Source organism: Allobosea sp. P2_A10, from assembly GCF_056405115.1.
In genome coordinates this window covers 201141-222690 of sequence record NZ_JBFUCS010000001.1, presented here as the reverse complement: position 1 = coordinate 222690, position 21550 = coordinate 201141, and the positions used below count along the sequence as shown (strand labels likewise).

Sequence of the window (21550 nt, the reverse complement as noted above, 5' to 3'; positions counted from 1 at the left end):
GGCGAGCCCGATGGGCGCGGCCACACGACCGTTCAGGCTGCGACCGGCGCCCTGTTGCCCTGGTCGGGCTGCTCGAAAGCCGCCATCGCCGCCGCGACGCCGCCGCTGCGATGGGGCACGCCAGCCGCCGCCAGCCCCATCTCGACGCCCGACAATGCGCCGAGCAGCATCAGCTCATTGCACTCGCCGAGATGGCCGATGCGGAAGACCTTGTCGGCGACCTTGCCGAGGCCGGAACCTAGCGAGATGTTGTATTTCTCCAGTGCGATCCTGCGGTAGCGGTCGGCGCTGTGGCTCGGCGGCATCATCACGGCCGTCAGCACCGGCGACTGCTCGGCCGGGTTCTCGCAAAGCACCTCCAGCCCCCACGCCTTGACGGCGGCGCGGCAGGCGGCGGCGAGGCGCTGGTGACGGGCGAAGACGGCGTCCAGCCCCTCCTCCTGCAGCATCGCGATGGCCTCCTTCAGCCCGTAGAGCAGGTTCGTCGCCGGCGTGTAGGGGAAGAAGCCGCCGGCATTGATCTTCACCATCTCCTGCCAGTCCCAATAGGAGCGCGGCAGCGTGTTGGCTTTCGAGGCCGCCATCGCCTTCTCGGAAATGGCGTTGAAGCTCAGGCCGGGCGGCAGCATCAGGCCCTTCTGCGAGCCCGACACGGTGACGTCGACCTGCCATTCGTCATGGCGGTAGTCGACCGAGGCGAGCGAGGAGATCGTGTCGACCATGAACAGGGCGGGATGACCGGCGGCGTCGATCGCCTTGCGGATTTCGGCGATGCGGCTGGTCGACCCCGTCGAAGTCTCGTTATGGACGACCATCACCGCCCTGATCCTGCGCGCTTTGTCGTCGGCGAGCCTGGCCTCGATTGCGGCGGGGTCGGCGCCGCGCCGCCAGTCGCCGGGGATGAACTCGACCTCTATGCCGAAGCGGGTGGCGATCTGCTTCCACAGCGTGGCGAAATGGCCGGTCTCGGCCATCAGCACGGTGTCGCCGGGCGAGAGCGTGTTGACGATCGCCGCCTCCCACGCGCCGGTGCCGGAAGCCGGATAGATCACCACCGGCTGCTTCGTCTTGAAAACGGTCTTGCAGCCTTCCAGCACCTCCCTGCCGAGCACCGCGAATTCGGCGCTGCGATGGTCGATGATCGGCATCGCGATGGCGCGCAGGATGCGGTCCGGAATCGGGCTCGGGCCGGGGATATGCAGAAAATGACGGCCCTGTTGCGCTGCCATGGCTAGTCCTCCCTAGAGCGACGCAGTTTCAGGCGCGCGCTTCCGAATTCGCTTTTTTGCATTCATTTTTTGGGAATGCAATATCATGATAGAGTGCAATTATACGATGCGATCGCTCGACAGGCGGATATTGGAGGCTTAGCGATTGAGCATGGCAAGCATGGCTTTCGACGTCCAGACGGCAGATGACGCGACCGAGGCCGGCAGCAGTGGCGAGCCGCTGCGTCCGGCCGCATCGTTGCATGACGGGCTGCTGGCGGCGTTGCGCGACTATATCGTCGAGGGCAATCTCGCCGACGGCGCACGCGTGCCCGAGCGGGCTCTGTGCGAGCGCTTCGGCATCTCACGCACGCCGCTGCGCGAGGCGCTGAAGGTGCTGGCTGCCGAAGGCCTGATCGACCTGCTGCCGAACCGGGGCGCCCGCGTCCGCGAACTCAGCCCGGCGGATCTGCACGAGCTGTTCGACGTCATGGGCGGGCTCGAGGCTCTTGCCGGCCGGCTCGCCTGCGAGCGGATTTCCGATGCCGAGGTCGCCGAAATCGAGCAGATGCATCACGAGATGTATCGATTCTACCTTCGGCGGGAGATGCACGGCTATTTCCAGTGCAATCAGGCGATCCACCGCATGATCGTGGAAGCCGCCGGCAATGCGGCGCTGAGCGCAACCTATGCCAGCTTCGCCGGCCGCATCCGTCGCGTGCGCTATTCGGCCAATCTCGCCAAGGATCGCGACCGCTGGGGCGAGGCGATGCGCGAGCACGAGGCGATCCTCGACGCGCTGCGCCGGCGCGCCGGCAGCGAGCTCAGCGACATCCTGTTCCTGCACCTGCGCAACAAGCGCAAGGCGGCGCAGTCGCAGGTCGCCGCCGACGTGTGAAGGCTCCTGACCGAACCGCCATCGTCATCCCGGGCAGCGAAGCGCAGACCCGGGATCCATCATAAGACAGGACGGCGCCCTATGATGGATCCCGGATCGGCGCGGCTTCGCCGCTTGTCCGGGATGACGCGGAGGTTCTTTGCCCAATATCGCGCTCATCTTCGTCCAGGTTAAATTTCAGATTGAATGCAAAATTTTTTGATTCTACGCTCTCCCCACGACGCCGTCAGAGCGCGACTTCAGGGAGATCGAGGATCATGAAACAGCCGAGGATCACGAAACAGCACTGGCTTGCCGCATCCGCCCTGCTCGCCGGCGTCGCGCCGGCCTTCGCCTGGGAGCCCACCAAGGCGATCGAGATCGTCGTGCCGTTCTCGGCGGGCGGCGCGTCAGACCAGATGGCGCGCACCATCCAGGGCATCATCCAGAAGAACCAGTTCACGACGCAGCCGATCATCGTCGTCAACAAGCCCGCCGCCGGCGGAGCCGAGGGCATGCTCGACATCCAGAAGGCGGCGGGCGATCCGCACAAGCTGATCACCACCTCATCGGGCATCTTCATGACGCCGATGGCGACGAAGCTGCCGCTGAACTGGACCGAGTACACGCCGGTCGCGATGATGGCGCAGGATTCCTTCCTGCTCTGGGTCAACGCCAAGGCGCCCTACAAGACGGCCAAGGACTTCATGGACGCGGCCAAGGCCGCGAGCGCCCCGCTCAAGGTCGGCGGCACCTCGTCGAAGCGCGAGGACAATCTGCTCGTCTACGCGATGGAGAAGCAGGGCAGCACCAAATTCGCCTACATCCCCTACACCTCCGGCGGCCAGGCTTCGACCCAGCTCTCGGGCAACCATGTCGACGCCAACACCAACAACCCGGCCGAGGATCTGGCCAACTGGCGCGGCGGCGCGACGCGCCCGCTCTGCGTCTTCGCCGACAAGAACATGGCCTATACCGAGAAGGTCGCCGACGGCATGTCCTGGGCCGACATCCCGACCTGCGCCTCGCAGGGGCTGCCGGTCAGCTACCAGATGCTGCGCGGCATGTTCATGCCCGGCAAGGTCACCAAGGACCAACAGGCCTTCTACGTCTCGCTCTTCAAGAAGGTCTCCGAGACGGCGGAGTGGAAGGAGTACCTCGCCCGCAACGCGCTGGTGCCCGACTACCGCGATGGCGAGGCCTTCGTGACCTTCCTCAAAGCGGACGAAGCCAAGCACGAAAAGCTGATGAGCGACGCCGGCTTCATGGCGAAGTGAGCGGGCGGCGCATGCTCTGCTCCATTCGCCAGACACGCCACGTCATTCCGGGCGCAGCGCAGCGGAGACCCGGAATCCATCGTAAGGCGCTGTCGAGCTCGATGATGGGTTCCGGATCGGCGCGGCTGCGCCGCTTGTCCGGAGTGACGATACCGGGGATGCCAGATGTCGAGTGCTGAAGACGCTCCGCCGCCGCGCGGCCTCTCTCGCCGCCCGGTCGAGATCGTCACCGCGCTGCTCCTGATCGGGCTTGGCCTGCTGGTGCTCTACGATTCCTACGGGCGCGGCGCGGGCTGGGACAACGGTCCGCAGAACGGCTTCTTCCCGGCGCGCGTCGGCTGGATCTTCCTTGCCGCCTCGCTCTTCATCCTCTGGCAGTCCTTCCGCGCCGAAAACAGCGTGTTCGTGACCTATGAGCAGCTTGGCCAGGTCGCCCGGGTGTTCGGGCCGCTGGTGCTGTTCGTGGCGCTGGTCCAGCCGCTCGGGCTCTATGTCGCCGCCGGCATCTTCATCATCGTCTTCATGGGCGTGGTCGCGACCTCGCGCTGGTACGCGATCCTGCTGACAGCCGTGCTCGTGCCGATCGCCTGTTTCTGGATCTTCGAACTGCAGTTCCGCGTGCCTTTGCCCAAGGGTCCACTCGAAACCATGCTCGGCTACTGAGGTGAAGTGATGGAAGACTTCTCCTCCCTGATGGCGGGCTTCCAGCTCGCTCTGTCCTGGCACAATGTCGGCTTCATGATGATCGGGGTTATCCTCGGCATCATCGTCGGCGTGCTGCCGGGCCTTGGCGGCCCCAACGGCGTCGCGATCCTGCTGCCGCTGACCTTCGGCATGGACCCGACCTCGGCGATCATCCTGCTCTCCTCGATCTACTGGGGGGCGCTGTTTGGCGGGGCTATCACCTCGATCCTGTTCAACATTCCAGGCGAAGCCTGGTCAGTCGCGACCACCTTCGACGGCTATCCGATGGCGGTGCAGGGCAAGGCAGCGGAAGCGCTCACGGCCGCATTCACCGCCTCCTTCATCGGAGCGCTCTCGGGCGTGATCCTGATCACGTTTGTGGCCCCGCTGGTCGCGTCGTTTGCGCTCAGATTCGGGCCGGCCGAGTTCTTCGCCGTGTTCCTTTTGACCTTCTGCTCCTTCATCGGCATGGGCCGGGAGAACCGGGCCAAGATCCTGGCCTCGCTGTGCCTCGGCTTCCTGCTCGCGGCGGTGGGCCTCGACTCGATCTCGGGCGATCTGCGCATGACCTTCGGCTCGACCGAGCTGATGCGCGGCTTCGATTTCCTCGTCGTGGTGATCGGGCTGTTCGGCGTCAGCGAAATCCTGCTGACGGTCGAGGAAGGCCTGGTCTTCAAGGGCAAGCAGGCCAAGATCGACCTCAAGGTGGTGCTGAAGACCTGGGCGGGCCTGCCGCGCTACTGGGCGACGCTTCTGCGCTCCTCGATCGTCGGCATGTGGATGGGCGTGACGCCGGGCGGCGCGATCGCCGCCTCCTTCATGGGCTATGGGCTGGCCAAGCGCTTCTCACGAAACCCTGAGAGCTTCGGCAAGGGCAACATCGAGGGCGTGCTTGCGCCGGAGACCGCGGCGCATGCGGCCGGCACCAGCGCGCTCCTGCCGATGCTGGCGCTCGGCATTCCCGGCTCCGCGACGGCGGCCGTGCTGCTTGGCGGCCTGCTGGTCTGGGGCCTGCAGCCCGGGCCGCTGCTCTTCATCGAGCAGAAGGAATTCGTCTGGGGGCTGATCGCCTCGATGTATCTCGGCAATCTCGCAGGTCTCGTCATCGTGCTGGCGACGGTGCCGCTGTTTGCCGCGATCATGCGGATCCCGTTCTCCTATGTCGCGCCGGTGATCCTGATCGTCTGCGCCATCGGCGCCTACACGATCTCGAATTCGATCTTCGACATCTGGCTGATGCTCGGCTTCGGCCTCGTCGGCTACGTCTTCAAGAAGCTCGACTATCCGTTGGCGCCGCTGGTGCTCGCGCTGGTGCTCGGCGACCGGGCGGAGGATTCGTTCCGGCAGGCGCTGCTGGGTTCCGGCGGGTCGCTCAAGGTCTTCGCCGCCAACGGATTGGTCGGGACGCTGGTCGTTCTGGCGCTGCTGCTGCTGTCATGGGGACCCGTGATGGACGCGATCGGCGCGCTGCGCGGGCGCAGGCGGTCAGCGGCGGCCGGTCAGGTTCGATGATTTCGCAGGGCAAGACGCGCCGTCATCCCGGGCGGAGCGAAGCGGAGACCCGGGATCCATTCCTGAACCTTCATCGGTTGCGTTCTGGAATGGATCCCGGATCGGCGCGGCTGCGCCGCTTGTCCGGGATGACGGCGCGGATACGGGGCGGGTCGACAGGACGATGAACCAGACGACCCTGCCCAAATCCCACGCCCGCAATCTCGGGCTCGAACGGCGGCTCGGCCAGGCGCTCGAGGGCGAGGTGCGTTTCGACGCCTTTACGCGCGGGCGCTACGCCACCGACGCCTCGATCTACCAGATCATCCCGCAGGGCGTGGTCTTCCCGAAGAGCGAGGCCGACATCGCAGCCGCCCTGACGATCGCAGCCGAACATGGCGTGCCGGTGATCGCGCGCGGTGGGGGCACCTCGCAGAACGGCCAGCCGATCGGCGATGCGCTGATCCTCGACATGAGCCGGCATTTTCGCGCCATCCGCGACTACGACCCGGCGGCGAAAACGATCTCGGTCGCGCCCGGCCTCGTGCTGGAGGCGCTGAACGCACATGTGAAGAAAGACGGGCTGTTCTTCCCCGTGGAGCCCTCGACGGCCAGCCGCTGCACCATCGGCGGCATGACCGGCAACAACTCGTCGGGCGCGCGCTCGCTGCGCTACGGCAAGACCGTCGACAACGTCATCGCGATGAAGGCGATGTTCCATGACGGCGAGCCCTTTGCGCTCGGCGACGGGCCGCTCAGTGACAACCAGTCGACCCGGGCGCGCGACCTGATGACCCGGATGCTGGCGCTCGCCGACGGCCAACGCGCCGAGATCGAGGCGATCTTTCCAAAAGTGCAGCGCCGCGTCGGCGGCTATAATCTCGACGAATTGCTCCCGGCAAATCCGAACCTGTCGCATCTCTTGGTCGGCTCGGAGGGGACGCTTGCGATCACCACGGAAGCGACGCTCAAGCTCTCGCCACTGCCCGGACATCGCGTCATGGGCGTCTGCCACTTCCCGAGCTTCCGCTCGGCGATGGAGACGACGCGCCATATCGTGGCGCTCGGGCCGGTCGCGGTCGAACTCGTCGACAGCAACGTGCTGGAGCTGGGCGCCGACATCCCGCTTTTCGTGCGCACGCTCGCCGACATCACGAGGGGCCAGCCGAACTGCCTGCTGCTGGTGGAATTCGCCGGCGACGATCTCGGCGCGCTGAAGCATGAGCTCAAACGCCTCGACCAGTGCATGGCCGATCACGGCTTTTCGGACGCCGTCGTCGAAGTCATCGAGCCCGCCCGGCAGAAGCCCGTCTGGGAGGTGCGCGAGGCCTGCCTCAACATCATGATGTCGATGAAGGGCGACGGGAAACCGGTCTCCTTCATCGAGGACTGCGCCGTCCCGCTCGAACATCTCGCCGATTACACCGACGCCGTCACCGCGCTGTTCGAGCGACACGGCACGCGCGGCACCTGGTATGCCCATGCCTCCGTCGGCTGCCTGCATGTCCGCCCGATCCTGAACATGAAGGGCGAGGCGGGCGTTAAGGCGATGCGCGGCATCGCGGAAGAGGCCTGCGAACTCGTCCGCAGCTTCAAGGGTTCGTTCTCGGGCGAGCATGGCGACGGCATTTCGCGCTCGGACTTCGTCGAACCGATGTTCGGCGACCCCCTCACCCGCGCTTTCGAGCAGGTCAAGGACGGGTTCGACCCGGACAACGTGCTCAATCCCGGCAAGATCGTGCGGCCCTACCACATGGACGACCGCGCGCTGATGCGGTTTGCGCCGGGCTATGCGACGCCGGTGCCGGCTGAAACGGTACTGGACTGGTCCGACTGGGGCGGGCTCGGCGGCGCGGTCGAGATGTGCAACAACAACGGCACCTGCCGGAAGATGTCGGGCGGGACGATGTGCCCGTCCTGGCGCGCCACGCAGGACGAGACACATGTGACGCGGGGTCGGGCCAACAGCTTGCGCCTCGCGATCTCCGGGCAGCTCGGCCCAGACGCCTTCACCTCGCCGCAGATGAAAGAGACGCTCGATCTGTGCGTCTCCTGCAAGGGCTGCAAGCGCGACTGCCCGACCGGCGTCGACATGGCGCGGATGAAGATCGAGTTCCTGCATCACTATCACGCCAGGCACGGTCTGCCCGTGAGGGAGCGGCTGATCGCGTATCTGCCACGCTATGCGTCGCTCGCAGCCAGGCTCGCGCTGCTGATGAACCTGCGGGACAAAATTCCATTTTTGGCGCGGCTGAGCGAACGTTGGCTCGGCTTCAGCGCCAAGCGGTCGCTGCCCGTCTGGCGCAAACCATGGGCGCAGAACGGCAGACCTGCGACGCCCGCCGATGTGCTCGGCGACGGCCGCGACGTCGTGCTCTTCGGCGATACCTTCAACCGCTATTTCGAGCGCGAGAATCTTGAGGCTGCCGAGCGCGTGCTGGCGGCAGGCGGTTACAGGCTGCACAAGATCGAGCCTAGAGATGGCGGCCGGCCCTTGTGTTGCGGCCGCACCTTCCTGTCGGCCGGGCTTGTCGACGAGGCGCGGGCGGAAGCGCGTCGCACGCTCGATGCGCTCGGCCCCTTCGTCGCCAAGGGCGCGCGCATCGTCGGGCTGGAGCCGTCCTGCCTGATGACCTTCCGCGACGAGTTTTCGGCGATGCTGCCGAAAGCCGAGGTCGAGCCGATGGCGAAGGCCGCGCTCCTGCTGGAGGAGTTGCTTGCCGCCGACATCAAGGCTGGCGCGACGACGCTTCCGCTCAGGGATCAGGCCGGCCGCGTCGCCCATCTTCATGGCCATTGCCACCAGAAGGCTTTCGACGCGATGGGCGCGGTCGAGGCGACGCTGCGCGCTGTTCCCGGCCTCGATGTCCGGCCGATCGAGTCGAGCTGCTGCGGCATGTCCGGGGCGTTCGGCTACGGCGCGGCGACGATCGATGTCTCGCTGGCGATGGGCGAGCTTTCGCTGCTTCCGGCCGTGCGAAAGGCGGGAGCGGACGATCTCATCGTCGCCGACGGCACCAGCTGCCGCCACCAGATCCATGACGGGGCGAGCCGGCAGGCCGTGCATGTCGTGCGTGTGCTCGACGACGCGCTGGAGGGCTGAGCCAGACCGATCCAACGACCCGGCAAACGGGCGATTAAAACAGGAGGAACGACCCATGCTACGGATGACGCTTCTCGGCGGGACGATGATGCTCGCCGCCTTCGGATACGGACGGCAGGCCATGGCCAAGGACTATTTCCTCGCCAGCGGGCGCTGGGACAATGTCGTGCTGGTGATCGACCTCGCCAAGGCGATCGATCCGGCCAATGACGGCACGCCGAAAGCGGTCGTGAATCGCCTGCGTGTGACGCCCGACATTCAGGTCGACGGCAAGACCGTGATCTCGAGCGGGCAGCCGATCTCGATTGCGATTTCGCCCGACAACAAGCGCGCCTATGTGGTCAATCATTCCGGGCGCTCGACGCCGGCGGCCGCCGCCGCCTTTCAGCACGGCCATGCCGGCACGGTGACCGTGGTCGATCTGAGCAGGGCGCTCGACCCGAAGAACAACGAAACGCTCGGCGCGGTCGAAACCTATATCGAGACCGGAGGCTTTGGGCCGACCGGCTTCGCCATCGCAGCCGACGGCAGGCACGCCGTGCTCGCCCATGCCGAGCGCGAGGGCGACGAGGATGGCGGCCGGCATCTGAGCATCGTCGACCTGACGACGAACAAAGTCGTCCGTAAGGTCGAGCAGGCCTTCGGCAAGCCCGGCTTCCCCTGCCCGCCCGATCCGGTGCCGCATCGCGCGCCCGATCCGAAATTCGGCTGCTTCCCCGACACTAACGGCGTCACCATCAGCCCGCTCGGCGGCGGCACGATCTTCGGCGCCAATGGCGGCACCGACGACATCACGGTGATGAGCCTGGCCAGGGCGATCGCCGGCGAGTCGGGAGCAGAGCTGGCGCGCATTCCGGTCCAGGCCGGCGGATTCGGCATCTCGACCAGCCCGGACGGCAAGCTCGTCGCGCATGCCTCGCGCGAGAGCGCCCAGACCGACATCGCCGGCAACACCGTCTCGATCATCGACGTGGCCAAGGCCCTGGCTGAACCGGGCAAGGGTGAGGTCGCGCGCGTGCTGGTTGGAACTGACGACAAGGCGACGCCGACGCGGCCCTTCGTCGCCGCGTTCCTGCCGGACGGCAAGCGCATCCTCTCGACGCATTTCCGCTCCAACAACATCGACATCATCGATGTCGAGAAGGCGCTCGCGGGCGGACCTGCGACGATCAAGCGGATCGAGCTGAAGACGCCGGGCGGCGAACCCTCGCGGCCGCGCGGCATCGCGATCACGCCCGACGGCAAATACGCCGCCATCACCGGCGCGCCAAAGGGCAAGCCGAACTCCAGCGTGGTCTGGATCGTCGATCTCGCCAGCTATGAGGTGAAGGGACGCGTCACCGAGATCGGCAATGAGAGCTATATGATCGGAGCGTTCCAGGGGCCCTGACAGCGCTCGCAAAGCATCGGGCCCGATGACCCTGGCGCGCGTGACGCGCGATCACTGCTCCCGGCCCGATGCGGAAGTGTCAATTGCGCTTGCGGCGACCGACAATATTGGTCAAACCTCATCGCCCTTGACGCTTTTTCATCGAGATTTCATGCCGGCCGCGCACGCGAAAGATGCCTTCAGTTTCCTTGCCGACGGAAGCGAAACGGCCGCGCTGATCCGCGATTTCGACTGGTCGGCGACCGCGCTCGGGCCGCTGGAAAGCTGGCCGCAGCCGCTGCGCACGACGCTGGCGCTGGCGCTGCGGACCCCGCTGCCGATCGTGATGCTGTGGGGCGAGGACGGCATCCTGCTCTACAACGACGCCTATGCCGGCTTTGCCGGCGCGCGCCATCCGTCCCTGCTCGGCGCCAAGGTGCTGGAGGGCTGGCCCGAGGCCGCCGACCTCAACCGCCGCGTGCTCGATGTCTGCCTCGGTGGCGGCGTGCTGTCGCTGCGCGAGCAGCGCCTCGCGCTCAATCGCCGCGGCACGATGGAGGATTGCTGGCTCGACCTCGATTACATGCCCATCCTCGACGAAGCGGGGAAGCCGGCAGGCGTCTACGCCGTGGTGATCGAGATCACCGAACGGATCCGCGCCGAGCAGCGCCTCAAGATCGCGCAGGAGGCGGGCGGCGTCGGGGTCTTCGAATGGTATCCGGAAAGCGGCCTGCTCGACGTCTCCGATGAATATCGCCGGATCTGGGGCATAGCGCCCGAAACCCAGGTCACCGACAAGCTCCTGGTCAGCCTGCTCCATCCCGACGACCGCAGCCTGTCGGGGCCAAACCGGATGGTCGAGGACAACCCGCTGGCCTACACCGAATATCGCCGGCTGGACCCCGAGACGGGCGAGATTCGCTGGATCGCGCGCCAGGGCGAGGCTGTCGCCACGCCCGAAAGCGGCCAGCAACGCTTCATCGGCGTCGCCTTCGACATCACGCCCCGGAAAACGGCGGAGGCCGCGCTGCGCACCAGCGAGGCGCGCTGGCGCAACCTGTTCGAGCAGATGCAGGAGGGCTTCTTCATCGCCGAGGCGGTGCGCGACGATGATGGCGCGATGGTCGATTTCCGCTTCGTCGAGATGAACCCGGCTTTCGAGGCGCGCACCGATGTCCGCATGGAGGATGCGCTCGGCCGCCTCGTCAGCGAGGTCATCCCGGGCTTCCCGCCGGAGCTGCTCGCGACGTATGCCCGCGTCGTCGAGACCGGCGAGCCGGCGCGCTACGAAGTCAATGTGCCCTCGCTGAAATCCAAGTGGTTCGAGGCGCGGGCCCGGCGGATCGATGCGGAGCGCTTTTCCGTGCTGTTTCTCGACATAACCGGCCGCAAGAAGGCGGAAGCATCGCTTCGGGAGAGCGAAACCCGCTTTCGGACGCTTTCGCAGTCGATGCCCAATCACGTCTGGACCGCGCGCCCCGACGGTATGCTCGACTGGTTCAACGAGCAGGTCTACGCCTATAGCGGCGCGGCGTCAGGCACACTCGATGGCGAAGGATGGGCTGCGATAGTCCACCCGGAGGACCTGGCGAGCGCCGGCGCCGCGTGGGAAAACGCCCTGCGCGACGGCGCCCCCTACGAGACCGAATTTCGCCTGCGTCGCGGTGACGGAATCTTCCGCTGGCACATCGCGCGCGCCGTGCCGGCCCTCGACGACACCGGCCTGATCGTGCGCTGGATCGGCACCAACACCGACATCGACGACCAGAAGACGGCGGAGGCCGCGCTCGCCGATCTCGCGATCACGCTGGAGGAGCGCGTCGCGACGCGCACGGCCGAACTCGCCAAGGCGCAGGATGCGCTGCGCCACAGCCAGAAGATGGAGGCCATCGGCAATCTCACCGGCGGCGTCGCCCACGACTTCAACAATCTGCTGCAGGTGATCAGCGGCAATCTGCAGCTGCTGTCGCGCGAGGTCACCGGCAACGAGAAGGCCGAAAAGCGCGTCGAGAACGCCATGGCCGGCGTCGGGCGCGGCTCCAAGCTGGCCGCGCAGCTGCTGGCCTTCGGGCGACGCCAGCCGCTCGAGCCCAAGGTCGTCAATGTCGCCCGGCTGATCCGCGGCATGGACGACCTGCTGCGGCGCACGCTCGGCGAGGCGATCGAGGTCGAGACGATCCTGGCCGGTGGCCTGTGGAACACGCTGGCCGACCCGACCAATGTCGAGAACGCGATCCTCAATCTCGCGATCAATTCGCGCGACGCCATGGATACGCAGGGCCGTCTGACGATCGAGGCCGGGAACGCCTTCCTCGACGACGCCTATGCCGCCGCCCATAGCGACGTCACGCCGGGCCAATACGTGCAGATCTCGGTGACGGACACCGGCTCGGGCATGAGCCGGGAGGTGATGGAGCAGGTCTTCGAGCCGTTCTTCTCGACCAAGCCGCAGGGCAAGGGCACCGGCCTGGGCCTGTCGATGGTCTACGGCTTCGTCAAGCAGTCGGGCGGGCATGTGAAGCTCTATAGCGAGCCCGGCCAGGGCACGACGGTGAAGATCTATCTGCCACGTTCGATGCAGGCCGAGGACATGCTGGTCGAGCAGGACAGTGGCCCGGTCACCGGGGGCAGCGAGACGATCCTCGTCGTCGAGGATGACGAGGCGGTGCGCGAAACCGTGCTGGCGCTGCTGAGCGAGCTCGGCTACCGCGTCCTGAAATCGCACGACGCCCAGAGCGCGCTTGCCGTGATCGAAAGCGGCGTGCCGATCGACCTGCTCTTCACCGATGTCGTCATGCCAGGCCAGCTGAAAAGCCCGGAGCTGGCGCGCAAGGCCAAGGAGCGGCTGCCGGGTCTGAGCGTGCTCTTCACCTCCGGCTACACCGAGAACTCGATCGTCCATGGCGGCAGGCTCGACGAGGGCGTCAACCTTTTGTCCAAGCCCTACACCCGCGAGGCGCTCGCGCGGAAAATCCGGCAGGTTCTGGTGCAGGACGGCAAGACGCCGTCCTTGCAGACGGTGCAGCCACAGAAGCGCAGCGCCGAACACAAGGCGGCGCTGCTCGCCGCGACGCAAACGCCTGCGCCCAAGCCCGCAGCCCGGACTGGCCTGACCGTGCTGGTTTGCGAGGACGACGCGATCATCCGGATGGATACCGCCGACATGGTCCAGGACCTCGGCCATGTCGCCATCGAAGCCGAGAACGGGCTGAAGGCGCTGGAAATCGCCAGCAGCCGCGAGATCGACATCCTGCTGACCGATGTCGGCCTGCCCGACATCTCGGGCGGCGAACTGGCGCAGCGTCTGCGCGCGCTGAAGCCCGACCTCGCCATCGTCTTCGCCACCGGGCGCGACCAGGTCGAAGGTTTCGAGAATGCGCCGCGCACGGCGCTGCTGAAGAAGCCCTACCGGCTGCACTCGCTGGAGAAGATCCTCGGCACGATTCTCGGCTGAACCGGCGCTGCCGCGATATCCACGCCGGCCCTTGCGCCGGAAGCGGCCAGCCTGTGCGCCCGCGCCCATGGCCAGCCATGACGCGTTGCGGCTAGTGTCGCCGCAGCGCACAAGCCGTTCGCAACGAGGCTATCCAGCATCATGAGCCAGCTCTTCAGCCCCTTCCAGCTCGGTGGCCTGACCCTGCCAAACCGCATCGTCATCGCGCCGATGTGCCAGTATTCGGCCGAGCGCGGCTGCGCCACCGACTGGCACCTGATCCATCTCGGCCATCTCGCACTGTCGGGCGCCGGACTGATGTTCATCGAGGCCACGGCGGTCGAGGCCAGGGGCATGATCACGCCCTTCGATGTCGGCCTCTGGTCGGACGAGACGGAAGCCGCGCTCGCCCGGACGCTGATCGCCATACGCGGCCAGTCCGACATGGCGATCGGCATCCAGCTTGCCCATGCCGGCCGCAAGGCGTCCTGCGCCCAGCCCTGGCATGGCGGCGGCCAGCTTGCGATCGACGCCGGCGGCTGGCAGACGGTCGCGCCCTCGGCCGTGCCCTTCGACGGTCATGCCCGCGCGCCGTCCCCCCTCAGCACCGATGAAATCGCCGCGCTGGTGAAGAGCTTCGCCGCCTCCGCCGAGCGGGCAGTCCGGCTCGGCTTCGCCGCGATCGAGCTCCACGCCGCCCATGGCTATCTGCTGCACCAGTTCCTGTCGCCGCTGTCGAACCGGCGCGAGGACGCCTATGGCGGCTCGCTGGAGAACCGCATGCGGCTGCCCCTGGAGATTTATGATGCGGTGCGGGCGGTGGTGCCGGCCGCCATCCCCGTCGGCTTCAGGGTCTCGGGCACGGACTGGGTCGAGGGCGGCTGGGATCTGGAACAGACCATTGCCTTCGCCAACGCCCTGAAGGCGCGCGGCGCGAGCTTCATCGACGTTTCCGGCGGCGGCATCTCGGCGGCTCAGAAGATCCCGCTCGGGCCGAGTTATCAGGTGCCGATGGCGCGCGCCGTCAAGCAGGCGACCGGACTGCCGACGATCGCTGTCGGGCTCATCACCGAGGCCGACCAGGCCGAGGCGATCGTGGGTACGGGCGACGCCGATCTCGTCGCGCTGGCGCGCGGCATGCTCTACGATCCGCGCTGGCCCTGGCATGCCGCGGCCCAGATCGGCGCGACGGTCAAGCCGCCCAACCAGTATCTGCGCTCGCAGCCGCGCCAGTTCAAAAGCCTGTTCGGCTGATCAGCCATAGCGATGGGAGCTGACGACGACGCGCTTCCAGCCATGGGACGCCATGCAGGAGGCGTAGGTCTGGTGATAGGCCGGCTCTCCGCCTTGCGCCCAGATGTCGCTGGCGGCTGCGCTTTTTGCAGCCGAGGCGCGGGCGAGGCAGGCCGAATCGGCTTCCCTTGACGACACAGCCGGCGGTCCCGCCAATGGCTGGTAGCCATAGCTTGGAACCGTGCCCTGGCAGGCGCAGAGGAACAGGACACACGCGCATACCAAAGCCCTGACCGCCATCTCGACCGCTCTCCCGCACCTAAGATGCGTAACGCTAGTCGCGACCTCCGTGACCCGCAATCGCCGCCAAGGACACCCCATGACCGCCTATTCCGAGCTTGCCCATCATTTTGGCCGCATCTCCGCGCTCTCCAACGCCATCGGCATCCTGAGCTGGGACAATGCCGCGATGATGCCGACGGGCGCAGCCGGGACGCGGGCCGAGAGCATGGCGCTGCTGGAGGTGATGCGGCACGGCCTGTTCGTCGAGCCGCGCATCGGCGATTGGCTCGCCAATGCCGACGCCGACAATGACCTCGGCGACTGGGAACGCGCCAATCTGCGCGAGATCAGGCGGGTCTGGACGGTCGAGACCGCTCTGCCGTCCGATCTCGTCGAGGCGTCGAGCAAGGCGATCTCGGCCTGCGAGATGCGCTGGCGGCAGGCGCGGGCCGAAGCCGATTTCGCCGGGCTTCTGCCCTCGCTCGGCGAAGTCCTTAACCTGCAGCGCCAGATTGGTATCGCCAAGGGCGAGAAGCTCGGCCTGAGCGCTTACGATGCGCTGCTGAACGACTACGAGCCGGGCGGCAGTTCCGCCAAAATCGATGTGCTGTTCGACGATCTCGCCGATTTCCTGCCCGGCTTTACACAGGAGGTTTTGGCGATTCAGGCAAGGCGACCGGCTACGCCGGAACCGCAGGGACCGTTCCCGGTCGAGAACCAGCGCCAGCTCGGCCTCAAGATGATGGCGGCGCTCGGCTTCGACTTCGAATGCGGGCGGCTCGACGTCTCGACGCACCCGTTCTGCGGCGGCTCCGACAATGATGTCCGCATCACCACGCGCTATGACGAGGCCGATTTCGCCAAGGCGCTGATGGGCGTGCTGCACGAGACCGGCCATGCGCTGTATGAGCAGGGCCGGCCACAGGCCTATATGAGCCAGCCAGTCGGGCATGCGCGCGGCATGAGCCTGCATGAGAGCCAGTCGCTGCTGGTCGAGATGCAGGCCTGCCGCTCGGCGCAGTTCATCGGCTTCGCAGCGCCGCTGATGCGCGAGGCCTTCGGCGGCAGCGGGCCGGCATGGGAGAAAGACGCTCTGCTCGCCCGCTACACGAAAGTTGAGCCCGGCTTCATCCGCGTCGACGCCGACGAGGTCACCTACCCCGCCCATGTCATCCTGCGTTACCGGCTCGAGAAGGCGCTGATTGCCGACACGATGCCGCTCTCCGAACTCCCGACGGCCTGGAATGCGGGCATGAAGAACCTGCTCGGCGTGACCCCGCCCGCCGACGACCGGCTCGGCTGCCTGCAGGACATCCACTGGCCGAGCGGCGGCTGGGGCTATTTCCCGACCTATACGCTGGGCGCGATGACGGCGGCGCAGATCTTCGAGGCAGCGTGCAAGGCCGAACCCGACATCCTGCCGGGCATCGGGCGCGGCGATTTCTCCCCGCTGGTCGGCTGGCTGCGGACCCATATCCACAGCCAGGGCAGCCGCTACCAGACCAACGAGCTTTTGACGCGCGCGACCGGCCGGCCGCTCGACGCAGCCGTGTTCAAGGCGCATCTCAAGCGACGCTACGCCGGGGTTGCGTAAGCCAAGCTTACTCCAGCACGGGCATCGGGAAGCGACCGAACGCGCGCTCATAGGCTTCGCCCAGCCCGAGCAAGGCGCCGTCGGCGCCCTTCGGGCCGCAGAGCTGGACGCCGACCGGCATGCCGGCGCTGTCTGGCCGCGCCGGCAGGCTTAGCGCCGGCAGTCCGAGCGCGTTGGCGAATGGCGTGAAAGCGGCATGGCCGCGCGGGCCGACCTCGCGACCGTCGATCATGGGAGGATGGCTCTGGCCTATCGGCCAGGGCTGGGCCGCCGTCGTCGGCGTCAGCAGCAGGTCGAAGCGGGCGAAGAGATCGTCGAAACGCTGGCCCATGTCGATGACCGCCCGCAGCATGCCGAGATAGGTAGCCGCGCTATGGAGTCGGCCCTTCTGCGCCATGCCGGCAACCGCCGCTCCGACGATCGCGTCGCTGCCGGGATGCATGTCGAGCAGCCAGGCGACGCCGGTCTCGGCGACGATCGGCCAGAGCGCGCCGAGCGGTTCGGCCAGATCGAAATCATCGAGTCGCTCGACGCTATGACCGAGCCCGGCGAAGGTCGCTGCGGCCTCTGTGACGCTTCGCGCAATCTCGGGATCGACCGGGTGGTCCGCGAAGCGCGGGATATGGGCGATGCGCAGCCGGCCGGGCCGCGCGGCTGAGACCGCGCCCTCGCCTGCGATGACCGCCAGCATCGAGGCGACGTCGGCGACGCAACGCCCGATCGGGCCTGCGACCTCGAAATTATGCAGGATGGCCGGGAAGCCGTCGCGGCGCGGCACGAGGCCGCGCGAAGGCTTAAGTCCGACGAGGCCGGCATGGGCGCAAGGACGGCGGATCGAGCCGCCGCCATCGGTACAAAGCGCAAGCGGTCCCAATCCGGCAGCGACCGCCGCGACGGCTCCGCCGCTGGAGCCGCCCGGGGTCAGCCCAGGATTCCAGGGATTGCGCGTCGGGCCAAACAGCGCGTTGTCGGTGAGGCCATGCACGGTGAATTCCGGTACATTGGTCTTGCCGAGAATGACCGCCCCGGCCGCGCGCAGCCGCGCCACGGGTGTCTCGTCACGCTCGGGCATGAAACCGGAGAAGAGTGCGCTGCCCCAGGTGGCGCGCAGGCCTGCCGCGAGAATGCTGTCCTTGATCGTCAGCGGGATACCGTCGAGCGGGCCGAGCGGCGCCCCCGACGCCCAGCGCGCATCGCTCGCGGCGGCGGCGGCGCGCGCTCCATCGCGGTCGAGCGTGATGATGGCGTTAAGGTGGGGATTGACGGCGTCGTGCCGGGCCAGCACGGCGTCGAGCGCCTGCGAGGGCGTCGCCGCGCCTTCGGCAAAGGCCTGCGCGAGTTCGCTCGCGGTTGCGGCCCAAAGCGGTCGTCTGGTCATCCTGCCCTGCGCTCCATCGGCGGCGTCATCGACAGCTAAGCCATGCAGCCTACGCCGACAACAGCACTTGAAACTGCGCGGAAATGGGATTTGGATCAGCTACCGGCAACGGGCCAGCGAAGGAGAACACCATGCTCAGGACCCTGATTGTTGCATCCGCCTCAGCGATCGCGATCGCTTCCTTCTCGATGACGTCGGCACAGGCGCTGACGATGAAGGAATGCAGCTCCAAATACCAGGACGCCAAGAAGGCGAATACGCTGAAGGGCCAGAAGTGGAACGATTTCCGCAAGGCGCAATGCGGCGATGACGACGCCTCCGAGAACGACGCCGCAGGCGCCGTCGCGCCCGAACCGGCTCCTGCCGCAGCTCCCGCGCCTGCCGCTCCCGGCCAGAAGCCCGCCGCCGCGCCAGCGCCCGGTCGCGTCAAGGCCGCCGTCTTCCCAAAGGCGATCGCGCCGAAATATGCCGATGAATCGCCCGGCAAGGCCCGCCTGAAGACCTGCGCCGACCAGTACAACGCCAACAAGGCGACGAATTCCAACGGTCCGCTGAAGTGGATCGAGAAGGGCGGCGGCTACTGGAGCCAGTGCAACACCAAGCTCAAGGCCTGATGACGGTCTGAACCGGCCGGGCCCTGCCCGGCCGGTTCGTTTCTTCGCCTGCTATATGGCGACGCCTGAACGCGTCGCATCATTCCTTCATCAACGCTTCGGTCGCGGCCGGAAAACCCTTCAGCGAGAACGGCAGCGCGATGTCGCGGCGGGCCGCATCCTGATAGCGGATATGGCCGGATTCCGTGGAAGCGCGCCAACGCTTCATCGCATCGTCGGTCATCGTCACATCGGCGAAGCAACCGCCCGGCGCGCAGCGCTGATAGACCGCGAGCAATCCCTCGTCCTTCTCGCCCAGCGCCATCCTCACGCCGGTGGCCAGCGTCACATTCGGCGGAAGCTGCACCACGAGCTTGTAAGGCTCGGTCCTGACCGGGCGGCCGAGCGCGACGAGCGCAGCCGGCCCCTGCTGACCCTGGACCTGAAGCGTCTGCACGATCTCGCAGATGCGGGTGCCGACGCCCTGTTGGCAGCGATGGGTCCAGTCGCCATATGTCGCGGTGGTGTTATCGGGCTGGGCGACGCGATTCGGCGCGGGGGCTGCAGGCGCGCTGCCGGGCCGCTGAGCCTGCGCCAGCGCGCCCGAAGCGCCCAGAGCAAGAGAAAACAGGGCCAGCAGGCTGGTTCTGGCGATCATCGAGGCGTTCCTTCCATCGCGTTTCAAGGTGTCGCGTTTTGGTGTCGCGTTTTGTCTTGAGCGGCAGCAGGAGGGCAGATGCCCCGCCGACGCAAGCCCCGCTTCCGCCGGGATGTCTACTGGGTCAGGTAGATGCGCTCGCCGGCGCGGATGAATTTGGCCGGGTCGTTGGGTTCGCCATTCACCCGAGTCTCGTAGTGCAGATGCGGCCCCGTCGAGCGGCCGGTCGAGCCGACCAGACCCAGGATGGTGCCGGTGGCGACCGGCTGGCCGGCGACGACCTTGATCTCCGACATGTGGGCGTAGCGCGTCATCAGGCCGTTGCCATGGTCGACAATGACGAGATTGCCGTAGCCGCCGCCGACGCCCGCCGAATGGACCACGCCCGAGCCCGCCGCATGGATCGGGACGCCGATCGGCGAGCGGAAATCCATCCCGGCATGGAAGCGCCCTTCTCCCGTGAACGGGTCCGAGCGCGTTCCGTATGAGCTGGTCATCAGGCCGCCGCTGGCCGGAATGGGCCGAATGAAGGGCACGGAATTGGCGGCCGTGCGCAGCCGCCCCAGGACCGACAGCGTCCGCCTTATCTGCGCGACGTTGCTCTCGAAAGGGCCGCCGCCGAAATCGGCACTTTGCGGGATGAGGTTGGCGACCTGGCCGCGCACCAGCGCGGCGGCCGGCACCAGCTTCTCGGCGTCGAGACCGATCTCGCTGAACGCCGAGCGCAAATGCAGCAGCGTCGACTGCGAGCGCCGGGTCAGCCCATCGAGCGAGCCGAGCTGGATTCGCTCGACGCGGTTGATGGCGCGTTCGAGATATTCGACGCGCTCGGGCGTGGGCACGCTCGGATCGAGGATGGTGAAAGGCGGTTCCGCGCCCGCGCGCTGCACGGATGCAGGTTTGATCGGGCCACCCGCGCCGGGACCCGCCTCACCAAATTTGACCGGTCCTGCGCCGTCGGGCGCGCGGGTCTGGTCGGCCAGCGCCGTCAGCATCGCCGAGCGCGCCTCGAGCGCCGCCTGGCGCAGCATCAGATCGGCGATGCGGCCCTCGACGCCGTCGCGCTCCAGCCGCGTCTGCCGGGCGAAACGGTCGAGCTGGGTGCGGAAGACGACAAGCTTCTGTTCATAAGCGAACTGCATGTCGCTCTGCTGCGCGACGAGTTGCGCGGAGAGCTTGTCGCCGAATATCAACGCGCTGGTGGCGACTGCCGCCCAACCAGAGAGTAAAGCGAAGGCGACGAGGACGAGCACGATCGTCGCCGGGCCGATCGTCATCGTCCAGCGCTGGCGCGACGCCTTGCCGCGAATCGTCGTCTTGTCGCGGCCGGCGAGCTTGCCCAATTTCGCGCCGCCAGCCGGCGCGGTTGTCGGGGTTTTCTGCTGTGACAAGGCACCGGGAGGCGTGGTCGCCGCCTTCGGCTCGGCGACGGGTTTCCTGGCCTCGGCGGCGGCCGATTTCTTGGCCTCGGCGGCGGCCTGCGCTTCGGCCTCCTTGGCGGCCTTGATGCGCGCCGCGACGCGCTGCGCAGCCGTCTGCGGTTTGGGCGGGGCGGAACTCAAGACCTGGCTCCTCCAAGCATTCCCGAGAGCGAAGCGCGCCGGATTCTCCGCCGCGCCGGGCGAAAGTCAATGCGCGAAAGAATTGATCGGGTGCTTTCGGTGTCGCAGAGCCTGCAGCGGGCGGACGGCATCATTGACGATCTCGCGATTGCTTTGGCGGCGACAAAAGCGGCGCGCGACGCGCCGCCGATCGCTCCCTGTCGTTACGCCCTGCCTCATGAACAGCAACGACAATCTTTGTCGTCAATCACGGCAAGACAGGGATACACCTTTGGAGATGTCTTTGTTAGGGTTGTCCGACTGCCAGTGCAAAGGGCGCGCGATGACCTCCACCCTGCCACCCGAACAATCCGAAATCGACCGGAAAATCCTCGACGAACTGTTCGAGATCGTGCCCGACGAATGGGACGCCTTCCTGCTCTCGGTCGAGCCCCGCAAGGTCGATGGCGGCGGACAGGTCGTCACCCTCGTCAATCCCGACGTCGCCGGCGCGACAGTCCCGGTCACGGCGACGCTTCGCGGCCAGGTCGCCAGGCTCGTCGCCTTTTTCGGCCGCGAGAAGCGCAGCTGGGAACGGCTGACCTACGCCGCCTTCGCCGACGAGGCCGGAACCTGGCGCGTCAAGATCACCGCGCCGCTGCCGCCGCCGGCCCCATCGGCCCCGCCGGCCGCCTGAGCGGGGCCGCAAGCCGGCGCGACGGCGCGTCCATGGATGCCGCCGCAGCGCTTTCGTGCTTGTTCCCCATGCGCCGGCCACGTTACGATGCGTGAGCGTCGCGACCTGGCAAAATCCAGGCGCGGCGTGACG

Annotated in this window: 16 protein-coding genes; 11 read left to right on the top strand and 5 right to left on the bottom strand. The window is 67.0% G+C overall.

Going from position 1 to position 21550, the window contains the following annotated elements:
- Window positions 1-32 precede the first annotated feature (32 nt).
- A complete protein-coding gene (locus AC1DZY_RS01100; RefSeq protein ID WP_476818210.1) occupies window positions 33-1229 on the bottom strand; it encodes a pyridoxal-phosphate-dependent aminotransferase family protein in 1197 nt (398 codons plus the stop codon).
- A gap of 151 nt (window positions 1230-1380) precedes the next feature.
- On the opposite strand from AC1DZY_RS01100, the gene AC1DZY_RS01095 reads away from it, so the two are divergent.
- The 8 genes from AC1DZY_RS01095 (at window position 1381) to AC1DZY_RS01060 (ending at window position 14696) form a co-directional block, all read left to right on the top strand.
- Window positions 1381-2106 carry a GntR family transcriptional regulator gene (locus tag AC1DZY_RS01095; protein ID WP_476818209.1) on the top strand — a complete coding sequence of 242 codons (726 nt, stop codon included), beginning with the start codon at window positions 1381-1383 and terminating at the stop codon, window positions 2104-2106.
- A gap of 257 nt (window positions 2107-2363) precedes the next feature.
- On the top strand, window positions 2364-3362 hold the full coding sequence (locus tag AC1DZY_RS01090; RefSeq protein WP_476818208.1) for a Bug family tripartite tricarboxylate transporter substrate binding protein: 999 nt from the start codon (window positions 2364-2366) through the stop codon (window positions 3360-3362).
- 165 nt (window positions 3363-3527) lie between these two features.
- On the top strand, window positions 3528-4025 hold the full coding sequence (locus AC1DZY_RS01085; RefSeq protein WP_476818207.1) for a tripartite tricarboxylate transporter TctB family protein: 498 nt from the start codon (window positions 3528-3530) through the stop codon (window positions 4023-4025).
- Between the two features lie 9 nt (window positions 4026-4034).
- Window positions 4035-5558 (top strand): tripartite tricarboxylate transporter permease, encoded by a 1524-nt coding sequence (locus AC1DZY_RS01080; RefSeq protein ID WP_476818206.1) that lies wholly within the window; start codon window positions 4035-4037, stop codon window positions 5556-5558.
- 163 nt (window positions 5559-5721) lie between these two features.
- Window positions 5722-8640 carry an FAD-binding and (Fe-S)-binding domain-containing protein gene (locus AC1DZY_RS01075; RefSeq protein ID WP_476818205.1) on the top strand — a complete coding sequence of 973 codons (2919 nt, stop codon included), beginning with the start codon at window positions 5722-5724 and terminating at the stop codon, window positions 8638-8640.
- Window positions 8641-8695: 55 nt separating this feature from the next.
- Window positions 8696-10030: a YncE family protein gene (locus AC1DZY_RS01070; RefSeq protein ID WP_476818204.1), complete on the top strand. Its 1335-nt coding sequence runs from the start codon at window positions 8696-8698 to the stop codon at window positions 10028-10030.
- A gap of 151 nt (window positions 10031-10181) precedes the next feature.
- Complete coding sequence (locus AC1DZY_RS01065; RefSeq protein WP_476818203.1) at window positions 10182-13463, top strand: hybrid sensor histidine kinase/response regulator; 3282 nt, start codon at window positions 10182-10184, stop codon at window positions 13461-13463.
- Window positions 13464-13604: 141 nt separating this feature from the next.
- Complete coding sequence (locus AC1DZY_RS01060; RefSeq protein WP_476818202.1) at window positions 13605-14696, top strand: NADH:flavin oxidoreductase/NADH oxidase; 1092 nt, start codon at window positions 13605-13607, stop codon at window positions 14694-14696.
- Here AC1DZY_RS01060 and AC1DZY_RS01055 read toward each other — a convergent pair whose 3' ends face one another.
- On the bottom strand, window positions 14697-14873 hold the full coding sequence (locus AC1DZY_RS01055; protein ID WP_476818201.1) for a hypothetical protein: 177 nt from the start codon (window positions 14871-14873) through the stop codon (window positions 14697-14699).
- 181 nt (window positions 14874-15054) lie between these two features.
- On the opposite strand from AC1DZY_RS01055, the gene AC1DZY_RS01050 reads away from it, so the two are divergent.
- On the top strand, window positions 15055-16551 hold the full coding sequence (locus AC1DZY_RS01050) for a carboxypeptidase M32 (RefSeq protein ID WP_476818200.1): 1497 nt from the start codon (window positions 15055-15057) through the stop codon (window positions 16549-16551).
- Window positions 16552-16558: 7 nt separating this feature from the next.
- Here the strand turns inward: AC1DZY_RS01050 and AC1DZY_RS01045 are convergent, their stop codons facing one another.
- Window positions 16559-17929: an amidase gene (locus AC1DZY_RS01045; protein ID WP_476818199.1), complete on the bottom strand. Its 1371-nt coding sequence runs from the start codon at window positions 17927-17929 to the stop codon at window positions 16559-16561.
- Between the two features lie 131 nt (window positions 17930-18060).
- Between AC1DZY_RS01045 and AC1DZY_RS01040 the strand changes: the two genes are divergently transcribed.
- Window positions 18061-18543, top strand: a complete 483-nt coding sequence (locus AC1DZY_RS01040; RefSeq protein ID WP_476818198.1) for a hypothetical protein — start codon at window positions 18061-18063, stop codon at window positions 18541-18543.
- A gap of 79 nt (window positions 18544-18622) precedes the next feature.
- Here AC1DZY_RS01040 and AC1DZY_RS01035 read toward each other — a convergent pair whose 3' ends face one another.
- Window positions 18623-19180, bottom strand: a complete 558-nt coding sequence (locus tag AC1DZY_RS01035) for an invasion associated locus B family protein (RefSeq protein ID WP_476818197.1) — start codon at window positions 19178-19180, stop codon at window positions 18623-18625.
- A gap of 116 nt (window positions 19181-19296) precedes the next feature.
- The gene (locus AC1DZY_RS01030) at window positions 19297-20742 is read right to left on the bottom strand and encodes a M23 family metallopeptidase (RefSeq protein ID WP_476818196.1); all 1446 of its coding nucleotides are present in this window, start codon (window positions 20740-20742) and stop codon (window positions 19297-19299) included.
- A gap of 322 nt (window positions 20743-21064) precedes the next feature.
- Here AC1DZY_RS01030 and AC1DZY_RS01025 point away from each other — a divergent pair, with 322 nt between their 5' ends.
- A complete protein-coding gene (locus AC1DZY_RS01025; protein WP_476818195.1) occupies window positions 21065-21418 on the top strand; it encodes a hypothetical protein in 354 nt (117 codons plus the stop codon).
- Window positions 21419-21550: the final 132 nt, after the last annotated feature.